Source organism: Marivivens niveibacter (assembly GCF_002150005.2).
Lineage (GTDB): Bacteria > Pseudomonadota > Alphaproteobacteria > Rhodobacterales > Rhodobacteraceae > Marivivens > Marivivens niveibacter.
In genome coordinates this window covers 756,474-781,007 of sequence record NZ_MSPP01000001.1, presented here as the reverse complement: position 1 = coordinate 781,007, position 24,534 = coordinate 756,474, and the positions used below count along the sequence as shown (strand labels likewise).

The 24,534-nt window shown below is 55.8% G+C and carries 22 protein-coding genes; 3 read left to right on the top strand and 19 right to left on the bottom strand.

Features of this window, described 5'->3' with window-relative positions:
• Positions 1-91: 91 nt before the first annotated feature.
• From BVC71_RS03760 to BVC71_RS03750, 3 genes are read left to right on the top strand one after another with little or no spacing between them, the layout of a single operon-like run.
• Entirely contained in the window at positions 92-706 is a 615-nt protein-coding gene (locus tag BVC71_RS03760) for an ImuA family protein (protein ID WP_086450269.1), read from the top strand.
• Positions 703-2,223: a Y-family DNA polymerase gene (locus tag BVC71_RS03755; RefSeq protein ID WP_086450268.1), complete on the top strand. Its 1,521-nt coding sequence runs from the start codon at positions 703-705 to the stop codon at positions 2,221-2,223. The genes BVC71_RS03760 and BVC71_RS03755 overlap by 4 nt, the downstream gene beginning before the upstream one ends.
• A 9-nt stretch (positions 2,224-2,232) precedes the next feature.
• The gene (locus tag BVC71_RS03750) at positions 2,233-5,529 is read left to right on the top strand and encodes an error-prone DNA polymerase (protein ID WP_086450267.1); all 3,297 of its coding nucleotides are present in this window, start codon (positions 2,233-2,235) and stop codon (positions 5,527-5,529) included.
• Between the two features lies 1 nt (position 5,530).
• Here BVC71_RS03750 and BVC71_RS03745 read toward each other — a convergent pair whose 3' ends face one another.
• From BVC71_RS03745 to ade, 19 genes are all read right to left on the bottom strand, one after another.
• Positions 5,531-6,544, bottom strand: a complete 1,014-nt coding sequence (locus BVC71_RS03745; protein WP_086450266.1) for a hypothetical protein — start codon at positions 6,542-6,544, stop codon at positions 5,531-5,533.
• An 11-nt stretch (positions 6,545-6,555) separates the two neighbouring features.
• Positions 6,556-6,930, bottom strand: a complete 375-nt coding sequence (locus BVC71_RS03740; RefSeq protein WP_086450265.1) for a response regulator — start codon at positions 6,928-6,930, stop codon at positions 6,556-6,558.
• A gap of 12 nt (positions 6,931-6,942) precedes the next feature.
• A complete protein-coding gene (locus BVC71_RS03735) occupies positions 6,943-7,188 on the bottom strand; it encodes an STAS domain-containing protein (RefSeq protein WP_086450264.1) in 246 nt (81 codons plus the stop codon).
• Entirely contained in the window at positions 7,173-9,383 is a 2,211-nt protein-coding gene (locus tag BVC71_RS03730; protein ID WP_086450263.1) for a chemotaxis protein CheA, read from the bottom strand. The genes BVC71_RS03735 and BVC71_RS03730 overlap by 16 nt, the downstream gene beginning before the upstream one ends.
• The gene (locus BVC71_RS03725; RefSeq protein WP_086450262.1) at positions 9,380-9,766 is read right to left on the bottom strand and encodes a response regulator; all 387 of its coding nucleotides are present in this window, start codon (positions 9,764-9,766) and stop codon (positions 9,380-9,382) included. Before BVC71_RS03725 ends, BVC71_RS03730 begins: the two co-directional genes overlap by 4 nt.
• The gene (locus BVC71_RS03720) at positions 9,763-10,602 is read right to left on the bottom strand and encodes a CheR family methyltransferase (RefSeq protein WP_086450261.1); all 840 of its coding nucleotides are present in this window, start codon (positions 10,600-10,602) and stop codon (positions 9,763-9,765) included. Before BVC71_RS03720 ends, BVC71_RS03725 begins: the two co-directional genes overlap by 4 nt.
• Positions 10,599-11,216 carry a HEAT repeat domain-containing protein gene (locus tag BVC71_RS03715; protein ID WP_086450260.1) on the bottom strand — a complete coding sequence of 206 codons (618 nt, stop codon included), beginning with the start codon at positions 11,214-11,216 and terminating at the stop codon, positions 10,599-10,601. Before BVC71_RS03715 ends, BVC71_RS03720 begins: the two co-directional genes overlap by 4 nt.
• A complete protein-coding gene (cheB, locus tag BVC71_RS03710; RefSeq protein WP_086450259.1) occupies positions 11,207-12,277 on the bottom strand; it encodes a chemotaxis-specific protein-glutamate methyltransferase CheB in 1,071 nt (356 codons plus the stop codon). The genes BVC71_RS03715 and cheB overlap by 10 nt, the downstream gene beginning before the upstream one ends.
• Positions 12,274-13,830, bottom strand: a complete 1,557-nt coding sequence (locus tag BVC71_RS03705) for a chemotaxis protein CheW (RefSeq protein WP_086450258.1) — start codon at positions 13,828-13,830, stop codon at positions 12,274-12,276. The genes cheB and BVC71_RS03705 overlap by 4 nt, the downstream gene beginning before the upstream one ends.
• Positions 13,831-13,870: 40 nt before the next feature.
• On the bottom strand, positions 13,871-15,793 hold the full coding sequence (locus BVC71_RS03700; protein WP_086450257.1) for a methyl-accepting chemotaxis protein: 1,923 nt from the start codon (positions 15,791-15,793) through the stop codon (positions 13,871-13,873).
• 298 nt (positions 15,794-16,091) lie between these two features.
• Positions 16,092-17,498, bottom strand: a complete 1,407-nt coding sequence (locus BVC71_RS03695) for a Hint domain-containing protein (RefSeq protein WP_165767719.1) — start codon at positions 17,496-17,498, stop codon at positions 16,092-16,094.
• Between the two features lie 98 nt (positions 17,499-17,596).
• Positions 17,597-18,232: an urease accessory protein UreG gene (ureG, locus tag BVC71_RS03690; protein ID WP_086450255.1), complete on the bottom strand. Its 636-nt coding sequence runs from the start codon at positions 18,230-18,232 to the stop codon at positions 17,597-17,599.
• Positions 18,233-18,245: 13 nt separating this feature from the next.
• On the bottom strand, positions 18,246-18,881 hold the full coding sequence (locus BVC71_RS03685; RefSeq protein WP_240516766.1) for an urease accessory protein UreF: 636 nt from the start codon (positions 18,879-18,881) through the stop codon (positions 18,246-18,248).
• Positions 18,865-19,272, bottom strand: a complete 408-nt coding sequence (locus BVC71_RS03680; RefSeq protein ID WP_240516792.1) for an urease accessory protein UreE — start codon at positions 19,270-19,272, stop codon at positions 18,865-18,867. Before BVC71_RS03680 ends, BVC71_RS03685 begins: the two co-directional genes overlap by 17 nt.
• Positions 19,273-19,327: 55 nt before the next feature.
• The gene (gene ureC, locus BVC71_RS03675) at positions 19,328-21,028 is read right to left on the bottom strand and encodes an urease subunit alpha (RefSeq protein WP_086450252.1); all 1,701 of its coding nucleotides are present in this window, start codon (positions 21,026-21,028) and stop codon (positions 19,328-19,330) included.
• A complete protein-coding gene (locus BVC71_RS03670; protein WP_086450251.1) occupies positions 21,029-21,334 on the bottom strand; it encodes an urease subunit beta in 306 nt (101 codons plus the stop codon). It abuts the gene before it with no gap.
• Between the two features lie 9 nt (positions 21,335-21,343).
• Positions 21,344-21,646 (bottom strand): urease subunit gamma, encoded by a 303-nt coding sequence (locus BVC71_RS03665; RefSeq protein ID WP_086450250.1) that lies wholly within the window; start codon positions 21,644-21,646, stop codon positions 21,344-21,346.
• Between the two features lie 9 nt (positions 21,647-21,655).
• Complete coding sequence (locus BVC71_RS03660; RefSeq protein ID WP_165767718.1) at positions 21,656-22,453, bottom strand: urease accessory protein UreD; 798 nt, start codon at positions 22,451-22,453, stop codon at positions 21,656-21,658.
• 136 nt (positions 22,454-22,589) lie between these two features.
• Complete coding sequence (gene ade / locus BVC71_RS03655; protein ID WP_086450248.1) at positions 22,590-24,284, bottom strand: adenine deaminase; 1,695 nt, start codon at positions 24,282-24,284, stop codon at positions 22,590-22,592.
• Between the last annotated feature and the right edge of the window lie 250 nt (positions 24,285-24,534).

Genomic DNA, 24,534 nt, shown 5'->3' with positions numbered 1-24,534 from the left:
CCGCAATCAGGGCATATGCTCAAACCTTATCGAAACGTTGACGCAACAGGGCGACTCGATGTAGAACAAAAGTAGAACATTGAGTGTTGCTATGACGAGTCCCACCCCCAAAGACGCCACATTATCCGAAGTCTTTAGCCCTCGCGCCGCCGATGCCGCAGCGGTGGGTTTTGTGGTGGCGCATCTGGACACGGACAAACCCGTTCTGTGGATTCAGGACCGTATCACGCGCAAGGAAACAGGCCGCCCCTATACCCCTGGCCTGCCCCGTGATCTGGACCTGATCTATGTGGATGTAACCCGCCCCGTCGATGTTCTATGGGCGATGGAGGAAGGCCTGCGTTGCCGCGATTTCGGCGCTGTTCTGGGCGAATTATGGGGCAATCCGCAGGCATTGGATTTCACAGCCACAAAACGTCTGGCGCTGCGGGCGGAATCCTACCGCGTGCCTGCATGGCTGATCCGCCGTGCCGCCGAACCCACGCTTAGCGCCGCGCGCAATCGGTGGCGGGTGTCGTCGCTGCAATCGCTGCAAAACCCATGGGACAACCGCGCACCCGGCACTCCGGTGTGGGAGGCAGACCTGTTTCGCACCCGCTGGGGCAAACCTGGCCGATGGGTAGCGACCTATGACAATGGCACCCTGCAATTCAGCCATGGAATGGAGGCAGACGCGGTTCCCCCCGCAGAACAGGTGCGCAGATGACCCGCGCCTTTGTTGCCATTCACCTGCCGCGCTTTGCGATGGAGCGTTGGCAAATCCTAACCACCCGCCATGGCGATGCCTATGATGCAGATCGCCCCCGCGTGCTGGCCGTGGATACTCCGCGCGGGCCGATGGTGCACGCGACGAACCCTGCCGCCGAAAATGCAGGCATCACCGTTGGTGCGCGGGTCGTGGATATGCGTGCGCTGTGCCCCGAACTGGACCTACATTACGCCGACCCCGACCATGACCGCGCCGCATTGGAACGCCTGATGATGTGGTCGCGCCGCTGGGCCCCGTGGACGGCCATAGACGGCGCCGACGGGATCATGCTGAACGCCACGGGCTGCGCCCATCTGTTCGGCGGCCCCGATGGCATGTTGTTAGAGATAGAGGACCGTCTGGCGGGCCTAGGCATCACTGCCTCTACCGCGATGGCCCCGACCATTGGCGCGGCATGGGCGCTGGCGCGGTTTGGGGGCATGCGGCCCATCGTCGGGGATCTGGACGCCATGATCGCGCCCTTGCCCGTGCGGGCGCTGCGGATTGATGGCGACACTGTCCTGCTGCTGAACCGTTTGGGGCTAAAAACCATCGGCGATCTGCGGGCCGTGCCGCGTGTGCCGTTGGCCCGCCGTTTTGCCCGTGCGCCGCTGGTGTCGAACCCGCTGATGCGGCTGGATCAGATATTGGGCAAACTGGCCGAACCGTTGACCGCGCCCGAAGACCCGCCGCGGTTCATCCAGCACGCCCGCCTGCCCGAACCCGTCCAAGACCCGACCGAACATATCCCCGCCCTGACCCGCGCCCTCTGTGACGATCTGGAACAGGCGGGATTTGGCGCGCGCCGCCTGACCCTGACCGTGTTCCGCACGGACGGAGAGGTATCATGGACCCACGCCGCCACCAGCCAACCCAGCCGCGATGCGGATCACCTGACGCGGCTGTTTGACGGCAAACTGGATAGCATTGATCCTGGGTATGGGTTTGACCTGATCACGCTGGCCGCGCCCTTTGTCGAACGGATGGACCACAATCAGGACCGTCTGGACGGCAAAACCCATCGCGGCGCGGAACTGTCGCATACCGTCGACCGTCTGGTCGCGCGGTTTGGCGTGCAGGCCATTCAACGCCCCGACCGCCGTGACCGTCATATCCCCGAACGCGGCGAACTCTGGCGGCCTGCAATGGCGGGCACGCCCCGCCGCCCGCTGCGCAATCCGCGCCGTCCCCAGCGCCTGCTAGAACACCCCGAAGAAATCCGCGTCCTTTACGCCGTTCCCGAAGGCCCGCCCGCCCAATTCGTCTGGCGCAAAAAGGTGCATAAGGTCGGCCGCTTTGACGGGCCCGAACGGATCGCGCCTGAATGGTGGGCCGACCGCCCCGGCACCCGTCTGCGCGATTATTACAAAGTCGAAGAACAGCACGGCCTGCGGTTCTGGATTTACCGTGACGGGGTGCTGGGCGACAACCGTGGGCGCGAACCGCAGTGGTTCATGCAAGGCCTGTTTCTATAGGCCCGCCTCATGCCCGATATCGAACCGCGCCACCCGAAAAAGACGGTCCCCACCGATGGGTTCACCCCCAACGCGCCCAGTTTTTATGTCGAACTGGGGCTGGCGTCGTGTTTTTCGTTTCTGCGCGGTGCGTCTGAATCCGCCGACTTTGCCCAGACGGCGTGGGACATGGGATACGACCGCATCGGGATCACCGATTGGAACACGCTGGCGGGCGTTGTGCGGATGTATATGGACTGCGAAAAGGCGCATATTCGCACGCTGATCGGCTGCCGAATTGTGCTGACCACGGGCGATGAATTTCTGGCCTACCCCACGGACCGCGATGCCTATGGCCGTCTGTCCCGCCTATTATCCAAAGGCAAAATGCAAACGCCCGATGGCGATTGGCAGGACAAAGGCATTTGCCAAATCACTCTGGACGATCTGGCTGCCCATGCGGACGGAATGCGCCTGATCGCCGTGCCGCCCAGCGACCTATCACAATGGGAGCCGCGCCTTGCGCAGCTGTCGCGCGCTCTGCCGCAGTTAACCCATGTGGCGGCCAGCTATATGTACCGCGCCGATGACCGCGCCCGCATCAATCGGCTGGATACGCTGGCGACGCGTAACCGCCTGTCTATTCTGGCGACCAATGATGTGCTGTACCACGCACCCGATCGCCGCCCATTACAGGACGTGATGACTTGCATCCGCGAAAAGGTGAAATTGGCTGATGCGGGGTTTCTGCTGGAACCAAACGCCGAACGGCACCTGAAATCCCCCGATGAAATGGCACGCCTGTTTGCCGAATGGCCCCACGCGATCCGCGCCACCCGCGAAGTCGCGGACAGCATCCGTTTTGACCTGCGCGAACTGGCCTATGAATACCCACAAGAGGTCGTGCCAGCAGGCAAATCCCCGCAACAGCATCTGACCGACCTGACGTGGGCCGGTGCAGAATGGCGATACCCTGACGGCGTGCCCGACAAAACCGCCGAAGTCCTGCGCAAAGAACTGGCGATGATCGAAAAGCTGGATATCGCCCGCTATTTTTTGACGATCCACGACATCATCCGCTTTGCCCGCTATGAATCGCAGCCCGAAATCCTGTGCCAAGGGCGCGGATCGGCGGCGAATTCGGCGGTCTGTTATGTGCTGGGTATCACCGCGGTGGACCCCGCCCAACACCAGTTGCTGTTTGAACGGTTCATCTCCGAAGAACGCAAAGAACCGCCCGATATCGACGTAGATTTCGAACATGAACGCCGCGAAGAGGTGATCCAGCACATCTACCAAAAATATGGCCGCGACCGCGCGGGCCTATGCGCGACGGTGATCCATTACCGCCCCCGATCAGCCATCCGCGAGGTCGGCAAGGTCATGGGCCTATCCGAGGACATCACCAGCGCCATCGCCAAAACCGTCTGGGGCCATTGGGGCACCGACGTGGACGACAGCCGCGTGGCCGAAGCTGGGCTAGATCTGACCGACCCTTTGCTGCGCAAAACGCTGATTATCGCGCGGCAAATGATCGGAATGCCTCGCCATCTGGGCCAGCATGTGGGCGGGTTTATCCTGACCGAACGGCCCCTGACCGAAACCGTGCCCATCGGCAACGGCGCTATGGCCGACCGCAGTTTTATCGAATGGGACAAAGATGACATTGATGCGCTGGGGATCCTTAAGGTAGATATCCTTGCGCTGGGAATGCTGACCTGCATTCGAAAATCTTTTGATTTGATATCAGCGCACTACGGGCGAAAACTCAGCCTAGCCACCACCCCGCGCGAAGACCCGCGCGTCTATGACATGCTGTGCAAAGGCGACAGTATCGGCGTGTTTCAGGTCGAAAGCCGCGCCCAGATCAACATGCTGCCGCGTCTGCGCCCGCGCGAATTTTACGATCTGGTCGTGCAGGTCGCCATCGTCCGCCCTGGTCCCATTCAGGGCGACATGGTCCACCCCTATCTGCGCCGCCGCGGAGGCGAAGAACCGGTTGTCTATCCATCCCCCGCGCCGCCCCACAATCCCGAAGAATTGCGCGACATTCTGGGCCGCACCTATGGCGTGCCGATCTTTCAGGAACAGGCGATGAAAATCGCGATCGAGGCCGCGAATTTTTCCCCCGCCGAAGCGAACGAGCTGCGCAAAGCCATGGCCACATTCCGCAGCCGTGGCACCATCGGCAAACTGGAACAGAAAATGGTCGGGCGCATGGCCGAACGCGGCTATGACCCCGAATTTGCCGCCCGCTGTTTTGACCAGATCAAAGGCTTTGGCGAATACGGCTTCCCCGAAAGCCACGCCGCCAGTTTCGCGCATCTGGTCTATGTGTCCAGCTGGATCAAATGCCATTACCCTGCGGTGTTCTGCGCGGCCCTGCTGAATTCGCAGCCCATGGGGTTTTATGCCCCCGCCCAATTGGTGCGCGACGCCCGCGAACACGGCGTCACCGTGCGCCCGCCTGATGTGAATTATTCCCAATGGGACAGCACGCTGGAACCGCACCAAAACGGGTTCGCCATTCGGTTGGGGTTTCGGCAGATATCGGGGCTAAACCGCGGGGCCATAGATCAATTCATCGCCCGCCGCGACGCGCCTATTCGCGATATCAAAACACTGCAGGAAATGGGGCTATCGGCGGCACACATCCGCAAACTGGCCGAAGGGGACGCGATGCGGTCGCTGTTCATTGATCGCCGTCAGGCGCTGTGGGATGCCAAATCCCTGCGCGACGCGCCCGACCTGCCCCTGTTTCAGGACAGCCGCGACGAAGGTGCCGATTTACCCGTCGCCCTACCCGATATGCCCGTGTGCGAACAGGTGGTCGCCGATTACCAAACGCTGCGACTATCGCTCAAGGCGCATCCGATGGGGTTTCTGCGTGGGTCGATGCGCAAACAGGGGTACGCGCACTGCGGCGACCTGATGCACAGCCGCCCGAACCAGCGGATCAAACTGGCTGGGCTGGTCCTGATCCGCCAACGCCCCGGATCGGCCAAAGGTGTATGTTTCATCACGATCGAGGATGAAACAGGCGTCGCCAATGTCGTCGTTTGGCCAAAGGTGATGGAACAGTGCCGCAAAACGATCATGCAATCGCGGCTATTGGCGGTGCATGGCTATATCCAACGCGAAGGCGACATTATCCACGTGGTCGCGCAAAACCTGATTGATAAATCGGACGCCCTGCTACGGCTCGCGCCTGAATCCATGGCCACGCCCATTGCCCGCAGTGACGAGGTTAAACGCCCAATCCCCGCGCCCTCTGGTCGCCACCCGCGCAACGCGCAAATCATCCCCAAAAGTCGTGATTTCCACTGACTTAGAACAATTCGATTTTCAGATCACCGTCATTGTCAGACCAGCTATCTTCGCCTTCATGGCCTTCTTGGGTGTGAATACGGCGCTGCGAATACATCACGTATTTCTGCGACAGTTGCGCAATCAGATTATCCACATCATTGCGAATATCAGACGAAATATCCCGATCGCGGATAAAGGTGCTCATCTCTTGGAGCATCAGGTCAATGGTTTCGGCCTGCTGGCGGATCACATCACCCAATTGCGCGCTGGAAATGGCGTTCCGAATGGATCCTTCGATCTTTTTCGACATCGCCTTGCGTTCGCCTTGCTGTTCTTCGTTCAACTCGACCAATTCAGCAAAATTCCAGGTCACGCCAGACACAGTGGACTGAACATTCCGCATGATTTCATTTTGCTTGTCTAAATTCGCAAAAATCGAGGCCTGTTTTTCCTGTTCTTCTTCGCTGGTGTAGGGCGCGACCTCGCGGGTGGCCGCCGTCACATAGGGATGCAGTTTGCGCGAAATCGCATTGGTTGCATTCGCCAAACGCGCGACATCCATCGAAATATCCGTGAAATCAGACAAAGCATCGGGATATTTTTCAGACGTGGCGTTGACCTTCACCTCTAGATCCAAAATCGCTGCGGTCACATCGTCCAGTTTACCGAAACCCACACGCATGTTGTTAATGGCATCGGCGACGGATGCCATGACCTCGCGGGTGGATTTGATTTCTTCGCGGATCATCGCACCGACCTTTTTAACCTCCATCATATCATGGGTCAGCTTCATCTGATCCTTGCTATGCTGGGCGGAGACGTCCTCTAGGTCGCTGATGTGTGAAATCGCAGCGTCGGTTTTATCTTTCTCATCGGCAATCGCGGTTTCAACCTCGTGCAGATAGGTCATGAAACTGATCGACGCTTCGTTCGTTTCGTGGGCAATGTTTTTGGTCAAACCGCTTAGCAGATCAAACAGCCGCGGCAGATGTTCACCATAGGATGCACTGGTATCGTCAATTTCCCCTAGCATGGTTTTCCCCTTTAGCTGTTTGGCAGTAGTTTGTTCAAAACAGCCTCAAGCTGTTCATGATCGACAGGTTTGGTCAGCCACCCCGTTGCGCCAGCGGCTTTGGCTTCTTCGCGGCGTTCTTTTTGGGAATCCGTGGTCAGCACCAGCATGGGGGTAAAGCGCAATGGCGGTTGCTTGCGCAGTGATTGGATCAGCTCTGCACCGTTGGCACCGCCCATATGAAAATCGGTGATCACCATTTTAGGTGCGTCGCCGCCTTGGGATACGATATCGACGGCCTCTTCTGCGCTGGCGGCTTGGGTCGTGGTATGGCCAAAGCGCTGCAACAGATTGTCCATGCTCATCAACACGGTCGGGCTATCATCAACGATCAAAATATGTGCCATTTTTATGGTCCTTTATTGTAGCAAGTAGCTGTTCGAATTTGACAAAATCGAACGCCAGTCATTGGTTTCAGAGTTATTTTTGATGTTTGCCTTGGCCGCGATCAGCAGCTGAACGACCGCTGTGTGCGCCGATTTGCAATCGGTCAGATCGACGGTGCCGCCGCGATGTTCTGTCAGCCATGGGTGCAATGCGTCGACATCGGTGATGTCGATGTCACCCGACAGAACCGCCTCTGTGTCTGTTAGTGATATTGGCATTCGACAATCTCCCTTAGGTTTAGGGCCAACAGGATTGAACCGTCGCCCAACAACGCGGTGCCCGAATAACAATCGTAGTTTGCTAAAACGCCGGACATCGGTTTGACGATGGCATCGACACCTGGATGGAACCGGTCGACAACCAAACCGGATTCGTGACCATTCACATCCACCACCATCACGCTGAGCGTTTCGGGGTCGTCTTGCGCATCGCATTGGAACAAATCGCGCATCCGCACCAAAGGTATTAGACGGTCGCGTAGCAATACCATTTCGGCATCGCGGTGACGCCGAATACTGACCGGACTGATCTTTTGGCTTTCGACCACGCTATCAACTGGGACGCCGTACAGACCATCGCCGACCTCAACCATCATTAGCTGTTGAACCGCCATCGACAGTGGCAATGACAAGGTCACACGCGCACCCAATCCCGGTTCGCTATCAATGGAAATCTGCCCACCCAAACGGCGCACCATGCTAGCAACAACGTCCATTCCGACACCGCGGCCCGATAGGTCGGACACTTCTTCTTTGGTGGATAGGCCTGGTAGGAAAATCAGCTGAAGCTTTTCATTCGCAGACATTGCATTGACGCGTTCAGCGTCGATCAATCCACGCTCTAACGCCTTTTTCACCACCTTATCGACGGCTATGCCTTTGCCATCATCGGTGATTTCAATGACGACACTGTCATCTTTGTTAAACGCCGATACCCGAATGGTGCCCTGTTTGGGTTTATCCGCCTCCGCCCGTTCGGTCGGGTCTTCGATCCCGTGGTCAATCGAATTGCGGATCAGGTGAACGATTGGATCGGATAGTTCATCAACAATGGCTTTGTCAGCTTCGGTATCTTCGCCATCGACAACATAGCGGATGTCTTTACCCAGTTTTCGGGACATGTCGCGGACCAAGCGGTTAAACCGTGACAACACAGACCCAACAGGCACCATGCGGATCTGCATGATCGCCGCCTGAAGCTCTTCTGCGATGCGGTTAATGGTGTTGTGCTGCATTTTGATTTCGCGCACCAATTCGCGACCATCTTCGATGTTTTCCGCTTTGCGTGCCAAAAATGGCATCGCGTTTTTGGCAACGATCAATTCGCCAGCCAAATTCATCAGGGCGTCGATACGGTCACTATCAACGCGCAAATACCCTGATGATCGTTGTTTTGCGGGCGCTGCTGCGGGTTGTTTTTCCGGTTCGGCGACCTGCGGTTTATCGACGGGCGCAGGATCGTTGCCTGCCGGTTCACCGCGCACATCGGCTATAGTGGCGTCCAAATCGCCAACAGCGTCATCAGACACATTCAGGTTTCGCCCCACACGGGCCACAACGTCGGCTGCGCTTTTCTGGATATTTTCAGCAGCTACGCCAGTTTGCGGTGTCGCCAGCAACGCGGCTTGAGATTGCAAGATATCATCAGCCAATTGTTCAATGGCACTAGGACCGTCTGTCGCTGCAATGCGTTCTATGCTGACGTCATCAATGTCGTAGGAAAAATGTTTTTCCAAATCGGGTACGGTGGCCGAAGACACCAATCGGAACCCAATTTTCAACATGAATGGATCAAGCTGATCCACATCAGGCCAATCATCAGGTTGCACCACCTGCATCCACAACAAACCCGGCGCAGCCAAAACCGTGCGGAGCGGATCGCCACCAGCAAAGAACGTCGTCTCACCCGGTGTGTAGGTGATGAGTGACAGACCTGTTTCCGCACCCTCTAGGACAGGTATGTCGTCTGGCCACGGCGCGGCGACCTCGGTTTGTTGAGAGGTGTCGTCGGCATCATTTACGCCCGCACCGTCCGAAATATAGTCACGCAAACGGGTGCTGAGCGCTGCGCTTATCTCCTGTGCATCGGACGGCAAGGTTTCGCTGTCTTCGATACTATCCAGCCATTCGACCAGCCGATCCAGCATTTCTAACAAGAGGTCAGCAATGCCTGAATTAAACGCAACATCCCCTGCGCGGACGGCGTCCAACAAATCTTCGCCCGCGTGAACACAGGACGTTAAAGGTTTGAAATCAAACAAACCTGACGCACCTTTGATCGTGTGAATGGCGCGGAACAGTTCGTTGATCTGGGCGGGATTTTCAGTATCGGTTTCCAATGCCAATAGCGCCCGCGATGATGTTTCGATCAGGTCACGGCATTCCGATACGAATTGATCTAATAAAGAGTTCATGACGGATCCTCCGGTGACAACAGCGTCAACAGGTTTGCGATGTCTTGGGGGCTGGCAGGTTTGACTAGATAGTGGTTGGCCCCTGCCTCAAACGCTTTGTCGCGGTCGATTTTTTGGGCTTCGGTCGAAATCATCACGATCGGAATTTGACCGACCTTTTCCGACGCGCGCGCCGTTTTTATGAACGCATAACCATCCATGATCGGCATGTTCACATCGACGAACATCAGATCGACCGGTTGGTCCAAAACCTTTTCCATCGCTTCTACACCGTTCTCGGCCTCGACGGTTGCCCAACCTGCCTCTTCGACCAGCGATCGGTGGTACATCCGCACTGTTGTGGCATCATCTACGATTAACGCTTTGAATGGGTGACCCGTCATGACAGCGGCCTTTGATACACGATGGAATTGGGGAAACGACGCACCTCGAACAGGGACGTCATGCGACTGATGCTTTCGGAATGGCCCAGAAACAGAAACCCACCAGGGCGAAGCGCGTCGTACAGCGCATTGATGGCAGTCTGACGGGATTTATCGTCGAAATAGATCAGCAAATTCCGACAGAAAATCACGTCATAATTGCGCAGTTTTCGGCAATCATCACGGTTGGACAAGTTCGCCTTGAAAAGGTTCACGGCGTCACGGATGTCTTCGGAGATTTGATACCGACCACCTGCAACTTCGGTAAAATGGCGATCCAATACGTCAGGCGGCAGGTATTGCACACTGCGCTGATTATAAACGCCATTTTGCGCCCGCTCTAAAACATCTGTATCGATGTCAGCGCCATCCAGTTCAACGTCATGACTGTCCAAACCAGGCCAGTTTTCGATCAATTGAAGCGCGATGGAATACGGCTCCTCTCCGGTTGAGGTGGGTAAAGACAGGATGCGCAACGGCGCCGCGCCACGGTTGGGCTGCGAAATCAATTCGTCCAAAACCTGTTGGGTCAAGGTTTTGAATTGATGATCTTCGCGGTAGAAATAGGTTTCATTCACCGTCATTACGTTGACGATATTTTGGAACTCTTTTTGGCTGGATTCAAAACGAACCGAAATGAAATAGTCTCGAAACGATTTGGCCCCTGTTTCTTCGATCCTTTTCAACAGGCGTTTATCAACAAAATAACGTTTACTATCATCGAATTCGATGCCGGTCTTTTTGTAAAAAAACTCTCGAAATAGATTGAAATCTTGCTGGCTCAGAGAAGCTTTCATGACGGCTCCTCGGCCTCTAGTGCGATGATACGATCAATCGCGTGTGTCGCTGCAAATTGGACATAAGCATCAGACGAAAATCTGTCTTTTACCTGTTTTAGTATGCCTACATCTTGCGGGCCGCCAATTTCGCTTAGCCGGTCGACTGCGACACCGACAACATTTGCGTTGTCTTCGTTTGCCAGCAGGTCACGGATCCATTCCACAGCATCTGAGATGGTCAGCAATTGCAGAATATCCACCGCCATGATCCGCACATCCGGATCCTGATCCGACATCAGTTTCCGAATTTTCTTAGCTGCTTTTTTCGGTAAATGCTGCAATGCGTAGACAGCTTCTCGGCGCAACGTGGCGTCATCTGCACGCAGATGTTCGATGTACAGGTCAACCACTTTGGCCGATCCAATAGCGATAAGTGCATTCAACACCGCATCGCGCACAGGTGTTTCCGTCTCGCTACGGGATAGATCGGCAAGTTCGGCAAATGCCTCTTTTTGCCCAGACAGTGCAATCGCAGCAGCGCGGCGATTATCAGCGTTCGTATCTTTGATCATCGCGTAGGCATCAAATCCGGTGCCTTGGTCCATTTTTGGCGTTGTTGATTTTACGAACATTGGCGCCTCCGAATTGGGGCTGACTGACCTAACCAGCGCGATAGTTGTTCAGGGATGTCGGGAAATGGCAGCACAACAGATGCACCATCTTTTTCGATCAGCTTTCCCGGCATTCCGAATACGGCAGCGGTATCTGCGGATTCTGCGATCGTAACGCCGCCCCGTTGATGAATACGCGCCATTTCGGCAGATCCATCATCACCCATCCCCGTCAGCATCACCCCAATCAACTTTGCTGGTTCGATCTTATCCAGCGCAGTCAGGCACATGCGGGACACACTAGGGTGCCAAGGAAACTGTGGGTCGGACCGAACTGGCGATGCAACCAGCCGATTAAATTTGCGATCTACAACAACGTCTTTACCGCCAGCCGCCAGATAAACGGTGCCCGGTTCAAGCGGCGTTGTTTGCGTCACCTCGATCACCGGATGGCGACAAATCTGCCCCAATCTGCCGGCAAATGTCGTGGTGAAACGCGGCGGCATATGTTGCGCGATTAGGATAGGCACAGGCAAATGCGACGGCAGGTTTTCCAAAAGATGCTGCACCACCCCAGGCCCCCCTGTAGAGCTACCGATCAAGATCAGTTCGACCCGTGGTCGCGCGCGATCCATCATAGGATTGCGGACCGGTGCCGCTGGCGGTTTCATCTTTTTAATGCTTGCAGGCTTTCGTGTCCGAAAAGCCGACCAAACCTTTTGCATCAAGTCATCGATAATGGACGAGATATCAGTGGACACGGTACCATCAGGCTTTGCCACGAAATCAACAGCGCCCAGCTCCAACGCTTCAAACGTGGCAGTGGCCCCTTTCTCCGTCAAGGATGACAACATGATCACGGGGCATGGACGAATGTCCATCACATGCGCAAGACAGGTCAGCCCGTCCATTTTCGGCATGTTGATATCCATCGTGATTACGTCTGGTTCAAAGCTTTGCAGCTTGTCGATGGCGTCTTCTCCGTTTCGAGCAAAGGCCAGATCGATCCTACGGTCTGCAGAAACGTTTTCCCGCAATACCCGCCGCATAAGCGCAGAATCTTCGACCATCAGCAACTTCATGGCGTGGCTTCCATTTCCAGTGCTGCGCCATCAACAACGTCAAACGCCGCACTATCTAGAACCAGAACCATCGACTGCGATTCACGCAATTTGGCAACATGCTGTACGAACTTTGCGGCTTCGTTGTTCAAGGGTGGCGGCGCGGTCAATTCAGCAGTCGTGACGCGCAAAACTTGGGTCACGCTGTCCACGATGTAACCCGTCAATGTGCCGCCGCAGCTAAGCACGATGATACGTTGGCGTTCCGTTCGGGTCGCCGCCGACATGTTGAAATAACGACGCATATCGATCACGGGCAAAACCATACCGCGCAAGTTGATGATGCCTTCGATTTCGTGGTCAGCATTCGGAACCGACACAAAATGATCAGGCAGCCTGATGATTTCCTGCACCGAATGGATCGATATACCAAAGTCTTCGTTCGCCAATTTAAAGACGACCAATTGAACCTCTTCTTGGTCGGTTGCATCAATGGATGTCATCTCTGCCTCCTGTGTGGTGTCTTGTGATTGCAGGTCGGTCGGAACCTCGTTTAGGTCGATCTGGCCCAGACTTTCATAGGCCGACAAAACCGAAACGATCCGCGCGCCGTCGTCTAATTTGCAAATACATTCGATTTCATTTGCCCCGCGGCGTTTGACGCCTTCGGGAACATCATCGATCTGATCCATGGGTACGCGCAGCACTTCGCGGACGCGGTCGACCACCATTCCAAATTGGCGATATTCGCCGTTTTCATCTGCAACGCGCAAAACAACGACGCGATTGATGTCTGCGCCTTCCTCTGGGGCAACACCCAAACAATCACGCAAGCTGATCATCGGCAGGACGCGGTCACGTAAAGTGATCAGTCCCAGGACATTGCGCGGTGCATTCGGCACCTCGGCGATCGAGGTTGGTACGCGCACAATTTCATCCACATCCGCCAATTTGAATGCGTACTCTTCGGTGCCGATCTGAAAGGACACGATTTGCAGAACATCTTCGATAGATGTGTCATCATCGGGCCGTGCCATTTTGGCGGCAGCGGGGGCCGAAACTGACTGTTTTTCCGCGTCTATTTGAGACCGCTGCAATTCCGGCAAACCGCTGGGGTCAACCAATTGGATCAACCCGTGATCACCAAAGTTTTTGACCACCCCCATGAGTAAATCGGTACTCACCGTTTTTTCGATCGCGGTCACATCTTCGATCCGGTCGGCGGGGACGTTCAGTACTTCGGCCACGCGATCAACAACCAACCCGACCTTGGCCCCTTCTTCGACCACGATAACGCGTGAAGTGTCGGTGATGGCCGACCCTGATTTGCCCAGCATGCCGCGCAGGTCAAACACAGGTAGGATTTCCCCTCGCAAATTTGCCAGCCCCAACATCGAAACAGGCGACATAGGCACCCGCACCAAATTGGGGACACGGATAATTTCCTGAACCTTTTCAATCGAAAAGGCGAACATTTCTTGACCAATGACAAAGCTGACAAACTGGCGAACGCTGTTTACCTGATCTTGTCCGACTTTGTCGGCGTCAAAGGCGGATGGTTCATGTTGTACCATAACTAACCCTTTGCAATTTCAATTACTTACAGCGCGAACATCAACCCATCTGCAATTCGTCTGCACTCGCAGCGATGTTGTCGATTGCGGCGGACAGTTCTTCGGCACCTTTGCGTTGCTCTTCAGCAGCCATCGCGGCTTGATTTGCGGCGGTTTGGGCCTGTTCTGCAGCAGATGCGATCTGCTCCATTCCTTGCCGTGCGGTCGCGATAGCCTCTAGGATTTCATCGCTCGAATTGAGGATCTCGGTGTTACCTTCCAGAACAATCGCCATGTCATCGGCGACCTGTTCCAACAGTTTTGTCGTCCCTCGGGCGCGTTCGACCTCGGCCAACGAATTTTCTGCAGTTTCAATCAAATCATTGCGCACAATAACGATCTGGTCCTGAATGCCCTTGACCATATCCTTAATGTCGTCAGCGTTCTTTTGGGCGTCTTCTGCAAGGTTCTGAATGTCAGTCGACACAACAGCAAACCCTTTGCCGTACTCGCCAGCGCGGGCAGCTTCGACCGCGCCATTCACGGCCAGCATGTTGGTCTGGATCGCCACGTTGGCAATCGCATCCACGATTTTGTCGATGCGGCGGCTGACGATTTCCAGTTCCTGAATTTCGGTGACCGACTGCTTACCAGTCTGCATCGCGTCACTCACGCCTTTGATCACAGCGCCGATGCCGTCGCGATTTTCAATCAACAGGTCACTGATGGCATTCCCTTTGGCAAGCGCCTCTTGGGAATTTTGCTTGGCCTCGTTTGCACTTTTTTCGATTTGAACGATGCCCGCGACGCCCTCTTCGACCGCGGCGGACTGCAATGATGCGGTGTCCAAAATCTGCGAAATAGCGGTCGAAATTTCGGTACTCGCGCGGTTCAACTCTTCGATCGTCGACGCCAATTCTTCGGACGCAGAGGCAAGCTCTTCGGACGATTTCCCAATGTCTGCGGCGGTGCTTAGGTCTTCGGCGATTTCAACCAGTTCGGTTGATGCGCGGTCAGCCTCTTCTAACGCCTCAGCTTGATCCGTGACGCTTTTGTTGGCTTGTTCGGCGCCTGCGGATTGTTCTTCGGCGGCGGCCGCAACCTGTTCGGCGCCCTTTAGCGCCTGTTCTGCCGCAGCGCCCATTTCGGATGCATTCGCCGACAGAGTTTCCGCACCAGTCTGAATTGATCGCATGTCCTCTGCGATGACCGATAGGTTATCCGTGATCTTACGGCATTTCTGAACTTCTTCGGCGGCGGTAGAGGCCGCCTCGCCCACGCTGCCTGACAGCACATTGGCCTTGCCTTGGATGTTGCGCACCAGTTCATCAATATCGGTCGCATTCCGCTCTGACGCTTCGGCGAGCTTGCGAACGGTGTCGGCAACCACGGCAAACCCTTTACCGTGTTTACCAGCACGGGCCGCTTCGATCGCGGCGTTCAGGGCTAATAGGTTGGTCTGGTCGGCAATGCGGATCACCTGATTGACGGCTTCGATTACATTCTGGGCCTGTTTTTCCAGTTCGCGCATCAGATCAACCGACGCCAACTGACGTTTGGCGCCAACGTCGACGTTATCAATCAATCCAGCAACGCTGGTATCCGCTTCGGCGATCAGGGTTTGCAGCTTGTTCGTCACATCCAGCGATTTGGACGCTGCCGCGGATTGTAGGCCGACACGGCGGTTTACTTGCGTCATCGACGCAGCGCTTTCTTCCGAGGATGACGCCGCTTGTACCGCACCCGCCGCAATCTGCGACATCGCGTTTGATAGCTCTTCTGTGGCCGCGCTGGCCTCTTGGACGCCCGCACTCAGTTCTGCGCAGGCCGATGCGATTGTGTCGGCAGACTGTTTTTGTTTTGCAACCGTGCGGGCATGCTGGCGTTTTTGGTCAACGCTCGGGCTTTGCTTGTTTGCTGGCCCTTTGGAAACACGTGCGACCGAGGCTGCACCATTCGCTGATTTCTTTTTGACGAGTGCCACAGTTCATCCCTCCCTTATGGCGCATCACGAACCCGGCACGATGTCGGCTGATTACCGAGCGGGCTGATATGGAATGATACGTCAATTTTTGGGATTGGATTGGGGGTCTATGCTAATTCACTCCAAGCGGTGGCAAGCGCCTAGGGAATTGACCGTTCAGAAATAAAATTTCTCAAATGATACAAAATTATTCTTAATATTTCTGATCTAAATCAAAATTGCCTCTCTCTCAAAAGTTAAAAAGGGTAGGTTAGACGCGCAAATTACGCGACAACCCACTCTATTGGAACAATTCCAATTAGATCGAATTTCGCAACAAACTGTTCGCCTCAAATCGTTTAAGGTCTAGCCTCGCAGTTTTATACGCAGAAAGCCCTGATTTTGTTTTCAACTCGGGGAACAATTGCAGTAATTCACGGCGTTGCGCCGCATCAACACCGCCCAAGCTGTAGTCGCCCGGTTGGAAACTTTCGCTCCAAAAACTGTCGCTGCATACGACCTCGTGTCGTTCGCACATGAAATGTACGTAAGAAACCGAAGTCGCAGCGACCCTTTTAATTCCGCGCAATCCGACCAAAAACTTTGCGGCTGAAAACACCTCGTGTTCGCCAAACAGCAATTCAACATCGCCCCCCGACAACAACAATCGGTGGTTCGGAGACACCATAATGTCGCGATCTGGCTGATTTTCGCCAAAGGTATCTTTGGGGATTAAAATCGGGCGCAGTTTTGGGTCCTTCTCCAACTCTGCGCGCGACAGGCTGCGCTGCCCTGCCCAAGCAATCGGCTGTATACCGTTATCCCGCGTGATAACCAGATCACCTTGCTTCAAGTCCTCGACAGCAACTAAACCTTTTGGCGTTGCGACCTGCGAACCGGTCGTGAAACATGGAATGACATTTTCGATTTCCGAAAACACCAAACTGGTTCCATCATCAAAAACCACAGTGCCGTTTTCGCGCGTGTCATCGGCATAATTGATCGTTGCGACATTCGTGCCTGTCAGGTCCAGAGTATCGAAATCGGTCCCATCAGCATCTTCGCCACCAGCAATGACATCGCCATCATTGCCGCCGATGAACACATCGCTACCCTGATCCCCGAATAAACTATCTGCGCCAGCACCGCCGGTGATCGTGTCATTGCCATCGCCGCCGTAAACAAAATCATCGCCGCCAGCGGACAGAATAACGTCATCGCCGCCATTGCCGAAAATTGTGTCCGCGCCATCGGTGATCTGGTCGCCTTGGCGGTCGGTATAGCCCAGCCCCATAACTTCGCCGGTTTCCAGACCGTCAACTGTACCGTCCGGACCAGACTCCAAAACAAACTCTGCGTTTGCATCAAGGTTAAGGCTAAACTGAGTAGATGAAAGCGGCGGCAAACCATCTGGTGCGAAAAGAAAGAATTCACCACCTGCCTCGAACAACATTACCTCGCGCGGATACAGTTCGATACCAAGTAGGGACACCAAACTGATCGTCCCTGCACCGAGGAACGTCAATTCGGTCGGCTCTCCGCCGTCTTGGGTAAAGGTTGCGTTCGCTTCGGCCCCTGATGAAATTACACCATTTTGGTCGTTTATTGTTCCAGAAACCTGGTCCAAATCATTAGCGACGTTCAGGTTAGTCAGCCCGCCAAGGTCTGCACCTAGCAAACTAAAATCAAGGCGATAAAATTGATTAGAAGAAACTTCAGTAGGCATGGCAGTGCCCCCATTCATTAGCAGATACTAATGGATACGAGCACGCCCTAAGATAGTTGCATCGAACACACCGCAAACGATCACGGCTGTGTGAAGCCTTATTCAGCCGCCATATCGCGGACGGTTAGACCGCCTTCGCGGATGATGAAATCGGCAATTTCTGCGGGGCCAACGCCATTGCGCAATTCGGCAAACAAAAACGGGCGGCCCTTGCGGTGTTCGGTGGCATCACGGTTCATGCGATCCACATCGGCCCCGACATAAGGCGCTAGATCGCGTTTATTGATCACCAGCAGGTCGGATTTGGTCAGCGCAGGGCCGCCCTTGCGCGGAATATCGTCGCCCGCTGCGGTGTCGATGACATAGATCGTCAGGTCGGCCAATTCAGGCGAAAAGGTTGCGGACAGATTGTCGCCGCCGCTTTCGATCAGGACCAGATCCAGGTCGAGAAAGGTTTCGTTCAATTCGGCAATCGCCGCCAAATTGATCGAGGCATCTTCGCGGATCGCGGTATGCGGGCACCCACCCGTTTCGACGCCGCGAATTCGATCCAGTGGCAGAACCTGCGCACGCATCAATGCTTCGGCATCTTCGCGGGTGTAGATATCGTTCGTGATGACCGCCATCGAACAGCGATGCGCCAGTTGTTTACACAGCTCTTTGGTCATCGTGGTTTTGCCAGCGCCAACCGGCCCGCCGATCCCGACCCGCAATGGTCCATGAGGTGAAGTCATGTCGTGTCCTATTCTACGTGCGAAAAATGCGCACGGTTTGTGTTTCATGGGCAATCGCGGCGATATCGCCTGCGAATGCTGCGCTGCCCAGATCGTCTTCGGTCGCGGTTAGGGCCACCTGCGCGATGCGTTCGATCACTGGCCCCATGTCGCGCAAAACCTGCTGCGCGTCCGATTGGCCGATTGGGATCGCGCGGGCGGCGATGGTGCATAGGTTGCTGACGAAACCTTGTAGGTAAAACACCAACGTTTGTTCCAATGGCAAACCATGGGTTTGCGCTGCGGCACCGGCGGTCACGCAAAACGGCCACGCCGACTGCGCGTCGCCCCAAACGTTTGCAACCACCTGACCAAAGGCGCGGCCCTGTTGCGTTGTTTCAAAATGGCGTTCACCGCTAGACGATAAGGCCAGCGCCAATTCAGCCACCTGTTCGGCATCACCGCGATAAGCCAGCGACAAAAGGATCGCATCCTGACGCCCAGAACCAAACTCAACAACATCGTGCAACCAATTGGCAAAGCTGTCTTTATCCGTGACAGCCTCATCTGAAATCATCGCCTCTAGCCCGTGGGAATAGGCATAACTGCCAACGGGAAAGTTCGCGCCAAACCATTGCGTCAGAGTCAGTAGATCAGTGGCTGTGGCCATGCGTCCTCCCGTGACCATAGGCGCCGCCTTCGGGGGTGAATGGTTCGGTGACCCGCGCCAAATCTGCGCCCAGACGGATCAGCATATCGGCCATCACGTGATCGTCTTTGATCAACAAACGGCCCTGCCCAATTTGGCACGGCGTGTGGCGGTTGCCAATGTGCCAAGCCAGACGCGTCAGGTTTTCGCCGCGCACCTCTAACAATTCTTCTTTCGCGGCCAGAACTGTGACCATGCGGCCATCGGTCAGCACCAGCGCGTCACCATGATCAATCGAAGTTGTCTCCGCCAGATCGACCAGCACGGCTTCGCCCTGATCGGTGATTAGCCGTTTGCGGCGGATAAAACGATCCTCATACGTCAACGTCAGCGACAATGCGGTCGGCGGCATCGGCCCCCGTTTCAATTCGCGCGCGGCTAGGATTTCCAAAGTCGTCATTGCAGCCTCAGAACATGAAATAGCGCTGCGCCATCGGCAGGCTTTCGGCAGGTTCGCAGGTTAGCAAAACGCCGTCTGCGCGGACTTCGTAGGTTTCGGGATCAACCTCGACCTTTGGCATCAGGTTGTTGTGGACCATATCAGCCTTACCAATGCCGCGGCAGTTTTCGACTGGCAGAACCTCTTTGCCCAGATATTCGCCGACGCCAGCGTCAAACGCCGCTTTGGAAACGAACGTCACGCTGCCTGCGGTCAGACCACCGCCAAAGCTGCCGAACATGGGGCGCGTATAAACGGGCTGCGGCGTTGGGATCGACGCATTTGGATCGCCCATCTGCGCAACTGCAATCGTACCGCCCAGCAGAACCATTTCGGGTTTCACGCCAAAGAACGCAGGCGACCACAGCACCAGATCGGCGCGTTTTCCGACCTCGACGCTGCCGATGTGGCGCGACATGCCGTGCGCGATAGCAGGGTTGATGGTGTATTTCGCGATATAGCGTTTGACGCGGGCGTTATCGTTTTCACCTGTTTCCGCGTCCAAACGGCCCCGCTGTTTTTTCATTTTATCAGCGGTTTGCCATGTGCGGATCAGCACCTCGCCCACGCGGCCCATGGCCTGACTGTCAGACGCGATGATCGAAAACGCGCCCATATCGTGTAGGATATCTTCGGCGGCGATGGTTTCTTTACGGATACGGCTTTCGGCAAAGGCGACGTCTTCGGGGATCGACTGGTCTAGATGGTGACAGACCATGAGCATGTCGAGGTGTTCTTCGAGCGTGTTAACCGTATAGGGCCGCGTTGGGTTGGTGGACGACGGGATCACGTTTGGTTCGCCGCAGACGCGGATGATGTCAGGGGCGTGCCCGCCGCCCGCGCCTTCGGTGTGGAACGCGTGGATCGTGCGGCCTTTCATCGCCGCAACGGTGTTTTCCACGAAACCGGATTCGTTCAGCGTGTCGGTGTGGATCATCACCTGCACGTCCATTTCGTCGGCCACGGACAAACAGCAATCAATCGCCGCTGGAGTGGTTCCCCAATCTTCGTGCAGTTTCATAGCAGAAGCCCCTGCCCGCACCATTTCGCGCAGCGGTTCGGGCAGCGATGCGTTGCCTTTGCCCGCGATGCCCGTGTTCATCGCCAAACCGTCAAAGGATTTCATCATCTGGCCGATGTGCCACGTGCCCGTGCAGGTCGTCGCCAAAGTACCATGCGCAGGACCCGACCCGCCGCCGATCATTGTCGTCACGCCCGAATGCAGCGCGTCATCAAATTGTTGCGGCGCGATATAGTGGATGTGGCTATCAATCCCGCCAGCGGTCAGAATGCGGCCTTCGCCTGCGATCGCTTCGGTCGCGGGACCAACGATGATGTTCACGCCTGGCTGAGTGTCGGGGTTGCCCGCCTTGCCGATGCCAGCAATACGCCCGTCTTTCAGACCTACGTCAGCTTTGTAGATACCTGTGTGGTCAATAATCAGCGCATTGGTGATGACCGTATCAACGGTGCCTTCGGCGCGAGTGCGCTGCGATTGGCCCATGCCGTCGCGGATGACTTTACCGCCACCGAATTTGACCTCTTCACCGTAAATGGTGTGGTCCTTTTCGACTTCGATAATCAGGTCTGTGTCTGCCAGACGCAGTTTGTCGCCCACTGTGGGGCCGTACATATCAGCATATGTTGCGCGGGAAATTTTGGCCGGCATTTACAGGTCCCCCATGATTTTTTGATTGAAACCGAACACTTTGCGGTCACCGGACAGAGGGATCAAATCGACCTCTCGTTCCTGGCCCGGTTCAAAACGCACAGCGGTGCCTGCCGCGATGTCCAAACGTTTGCCACGTGCAGCGTCACGGTCAAACGCCAGACCCGCGTTGGTTTCGGCAAAATGGTAATGGCTGCCGACCTGAATGGGACGGTCGCCCGTGTTGGCAACCAATAGCGTCGTCACCTCGGCCCCGACATTCAGTTCGATGTCGCCGTCAGCGGGGAAAATTTCACCTGGGATCATGGGAACCTCTTATCGGATGGGGTGATGGACGGTGACCAGTTTGGTCCCATCGGGAAAGGTTGCTTCGACCTGCACGTCGTGGATCATGTCGGCGATGCCATCCATACACATATCGCGGGTCACGACATGCGCGCCTGCCTGCATCAGATCAGCGACCGACCGTCCGTCACGCGCGCCTTCGACCACAAAATCGGTGATCAGCGCGATAGCTTCGGGGTGGTTCAGTTTCACGCCGCGTTCCAGACGACCACGGGCCACCATTGCCGCGACGGACACCAAAAGTTTGTCTTTTTCACGAGGGGTAAGGTTCATGTTTCCTCCTTACATTGTCCAAACGCGGGGCAGATCGCAGCCGCGGAATTTTTTCATAAAATCAGTGATTTGCAGGCGCAAGTTACGAGGACTTTCGTCCATCAAACGGATTACCATTCGCCCGTCCCACGCGCTGGCCTGAATGCCGTAACTGCGCACGGCTTCCAGCAGGTCAACCGCATCAGGCCCCACATATAAAATGGTCGCAACCGCCCGCGCGCCATTCAACGCACCTATGCCCTGATAGGCTGCGAAATCGCCCGAAATGCGCGTTTGTTCGGCGTGGATCAGCCGCCCGTTTTGACGAATGCGCCAGCGGTCAGAAAAATGCGTTTGCGTCAGCGTTTCGCCCATCGCCTGACGGCCAAAGACCACCGGTTCGACAATCAGCAAACGGCTGCTTTCGTCCACATTAGCGGTGATGGTCCGCTGGATCGCGCTGTGATCAAATAGGATGGTTTCCTGCGGCAACCAATGCAGCGCACCGCCGCCAGAAACGGACAGAGTCACATCCATATGGGCGACGCCTGTTGATGCTTTGTAAACGCGTTCGGCAGTTTGCGTTGCAACAGTGACCGATGCCCCATCATGCGCGGTAACATTCACCGCATACCGATCGCCGCCTGTTAGGCCACCCGCCGTGTTCACCAGCACCAGATCAGGCACGGGCGCGTGGTTTTTGGGCAGCAGCGCCTTTAGGCTGCCGGACTGATGCAGATCACGTAGACGATTATCACCGCCGCCAAACGCAGCCATGGCCCGCCCTTTGGCCCGTTGCAAAGATACATGTGGATGCGCGTCTAACATCTGTCCCCCAATTCGCATCTAATCAAAGACACCGCGATCCAAGATGCGAAAGATGGCGCAAACATTGCGCCCCATTGGATATGATCGCAACGGAATGAATGCACAAAATTAGGCATCTTGCACAAAAATCAGGCAATTAGGAAATTAGTTCAAATTTATGAACGTCCACCATCCCGCGATCCGTGATTTTCAGCGCGGGGATAACGGGCAAAGCCAAGAACGCCAGTTGCAGGAATGGCTCCTCTAACGTGACGCCCAGTGACCGCGCGGCGGACCGCAGATCGACCAGCATATCGCGGACGGTTTCAAAGGGCTCAAGGCTCATCAGACCTGCGACGGGTAACGGCAGTTCGGCCAGCACCTGACCATCCTTAACCACAACAAAGCCGCCTTCGATTTCGCCCAAGCGGTTCGCAGCAACAGCCATGTCATCGTAATCCGCGCCGACCACTGCGATGTTGTGGTGATCGTGGCAAACGGTCGACGCAATCGCGCCCTGTTTAATCCCGAACCCTTTGACGAAACCCGTCGCATGGTTGCCGTTTTTCCCGTGGCGTTCGATCACCGCAATGCGGGTCAAATCGCGGGTGGTATCGGGACGTTTGTCGCCATCTGAGCTGGGAATATCGCGGGTCAGGTATTCTGTGATGATCTTGCCCTCTAGAATACCAATGACGGGCGTTTCTGGGTTGTTGCCGCCGTGGCGGAACATATCGGGGGTCACCATAGGCGAATTGACGGAATTGCGACCCACAGGTTCGATGATGTCCCGCGTGGCAAAGGCAGCATCATCCACCACTACGCCGCCCGCCAACACCAATTGCGCATCGCAATCCGCCAGCGATTTAACAGCAACGATGTCGGCCCGTTTCCCCGGTGCGATCTGACCGCGGTCTTTCATTCCGAACGCTTCGGCAGCGGACAAGGACGCCGCGCGGTACACAGCCAGCGGCGGACAGCCCAATTCGATCAGGCGGCGGATCATGTAATCCAGATGCCCATGTTCGCCGATATCCAGTGGATTGCGGTCATCCGTGCACAGACACAAATAGGCCGAGGTTACATCCGTCAGCACCGAATGCAGCGCGTCTAGGTCTTTGGACACTGACCCTTCGCGGATCAAAACGCGCATACCTTTTTGCAACTTTTCGATGGCTTCGGCGGCGGTTGTTGCCTCGTGTTCGGTGCGGATGCCCGCGCTGACATAGGCGTTTAGATCCTTGCCCGATAGCTGAGGACAATGCCCGTCGATATGCGCGCCTTCGAACAGGCGAATTTTGTCCATGCAATCAGGGTCGCGGAACATAACGCCGGGGTAGTTCATGAACTCTGCCAGCCCGATGTTAGACGGGTGCCCCATAACCTGCGCGATGTCATCGGCCAGCAACGTCGCCCCTGCCGTTTCCATATGGCTAGACGGCACGCATGACGATAGCTGCACCTTGATATCCATGACCGTGCGTTCGCTGGCCGACTGGAAATACCGGATGCCCTCCAGACCGATGACATTTGCAATTTCATGCGGATCACAGATGGCGGTCGTCACCCCGCGCGGCGCAACACAGCGGTCAAATTCGAACGGCGTCACCAGTGAACTTTCGATGTGCAGATGGGTATCAATAAATCCCGGAACCAAAATCAGGCCCGTTACATCAATAATTCGCGCGCCATCATAATCCGCCCCGATGCCGACAATCGTATCGCCGCAGATCGCAACGTCACCTTGGATCATAGCGCCAGTCACGACGCATAAAACTTGACCGCCTCGTAGAACGATATCAGCGGGTTCGTCCCCGCGGCCCTGTGCAATGCGTTTTTCTAACTGTGCCATGTAACCCTCTGATCTAATGACCGAAGTACACCCTAGCCGCAGGCACGGCGCAAGCCTGTAATTCCAATGACCATCAGATCACCATCGCATCGAAAGTTTATGCAGGCAGTTCCAAAGCGCCACTGACGTACCTTCATACGGTCACGTTCTGCCCGAATTTCCCCCCTACCTGATCTGGACTTAATCATAGGCAAAGATAACTTAGAGACTCAGGATTTCTGCGCGTGTCGGACCGACCCCGCGTATGCCA

Bases quoted from the DNA above. Each gene is read 5' to 3' on its own strand.
- BVC71_RS03760 (WP_086450269.1), top strand. From the start codon at position 92: ATGACGAGTCCCACCCCCAAAGACGCCACATTATCCGAAGTCTTTAGC.
- BVC71_RS03755 (WP_086450268.1), top strand. From the start codon at position 703: ATGACCCGCGCCTTTGTTGCCATTCACCTGCCGCGCTTTGCGATGGAG.
- BVC71_RS03750 (WP_086450267.1), top strand. From the start codon at position 2,233: ATGCCCGATATCGAACCGCGCCACCCGAAAAAGACGGTCCCCACCGAT.
- BVC71_RS03745 (WP_086450266.1), bottom strand. From the start codon at position 6,544: ATGCTAGGGGAAATTGACGATACCAGTGCATCCTATGGTGAACATCTG.
- BVC71_RS03740 (WP_086450265.1), bottom strand. From the start codon at position 6,930: ATGGCACATATTTTGATCGTTGATGATAGCCCGACCGTGTTGATGAGC.
- BVC71_RS03735 (WP_086450264.1), bottom strand. From the start codon at position 7,188: ATGCCAATATCACTAACAGACACAGAGGCGGTTCTGTCGGGTGACATC.
- BVC71_RS03730 (WP_086450263.1), bottom strand. From the start codon at position 9,383: ATGAACTCTTTATTAGATCAATTCGTATCGGAATGCCGTGACCTGATC.
- BVC71_RS03725 (WP_086450262.1), bottom strand. From the start codon at position 9,766: ATGACGGGTCACCCATTCAAAGCGTTAATCGTAGATGATGCCACAACA.
- BVC71_RS03720 (WP_086450261.1), bottom strand. From the start codon at position 10,602: ATGAAAGCTTCTCTGAGCCAGCAAGATTTCAATCTATTTCGAGAGTTT.
- BVC71_RS03715 (WP_086450260.1), bottom strand. From the start codon at position 11,216: ATGTTCGTAAAATCAACAACGCCAAAAATGGACCAAGGCACCGGATTT.
- cheB (WP_086450259.1), bottom strand. From the start codon at position 12,277: ATGAAGTTGCTGATGGTCGAAGATTCTGCGCTTATGCGGCGGGTATTG.
- BVC71_RS03705 (WP_086450258.1), bottom strand. From the start codon at position 13,830: ATGGTACAACATGAACCATCCGCCTTTGACGCCGACAAAGTCGGACAA.
- BVC71_RS03695 (WP_165767719.1), bottom strand. From the start codon at position 17,498: ATGCCTACTGAAGTTTCTTCTAATCAATTTTATCGCCTTGATTTTAGT.
- ureG (WP_086450255.1), bottom strand. From the start codon at position 18,232: ATGACTTCACCTCATGGACCATTGCGGGTCGGGATCGGCGGGCCGGTT.
- BVC71_RS03685 (WP_240516766.1), bottom strand. From the start codon at position 18,881: ATGGCCACAGCCACTGATCTACTGACTCTGACGCAATGGTTTGGCGCG.
- BVC71_RS03680 (WP_240516792.1), bottom strand. From the start codon at position 19,272: ATGCCGCCGACCGCATTGTCGCTGACGTTGACGTATGAGGATCGTTTT.
- ureC (WP_086450252.1), bottom strand. From the start codon at position 21,028: ATGCCGGCCAAAATTTCCCGCGCAACATATGCTGATATGTACGGCCCC.
- BVC71_RS03670 (WP_086450251.1), bottom strand. From the start codon at position 21,334: ATGATCCCAGGTGAAATTTTCCCCGCTGACGGCGACATCGAACTGAAT.
- BVC71_RS03665 (WP_086450250.1), bottom strand. From the start codon at position 21,646: ATGAACCTTACCCCTCGTGAAAAAGACAAACTTTTGGTGTCCGTCGCG.
- BVC71_RS03660 (WP_165767718.1), bottom strand. From the start codon at position 22,453: ATGTTAGACGCGCATCCACATGTATCTTTGCAACGGGCCAAAGGGCGG.
- ade (WP_086450248.1), bottom strand. From the start codon at position 24,284: ATGGCACAGTTAGAAAAACGCATTGCACAGGGCCGCGGGGACGAACCC.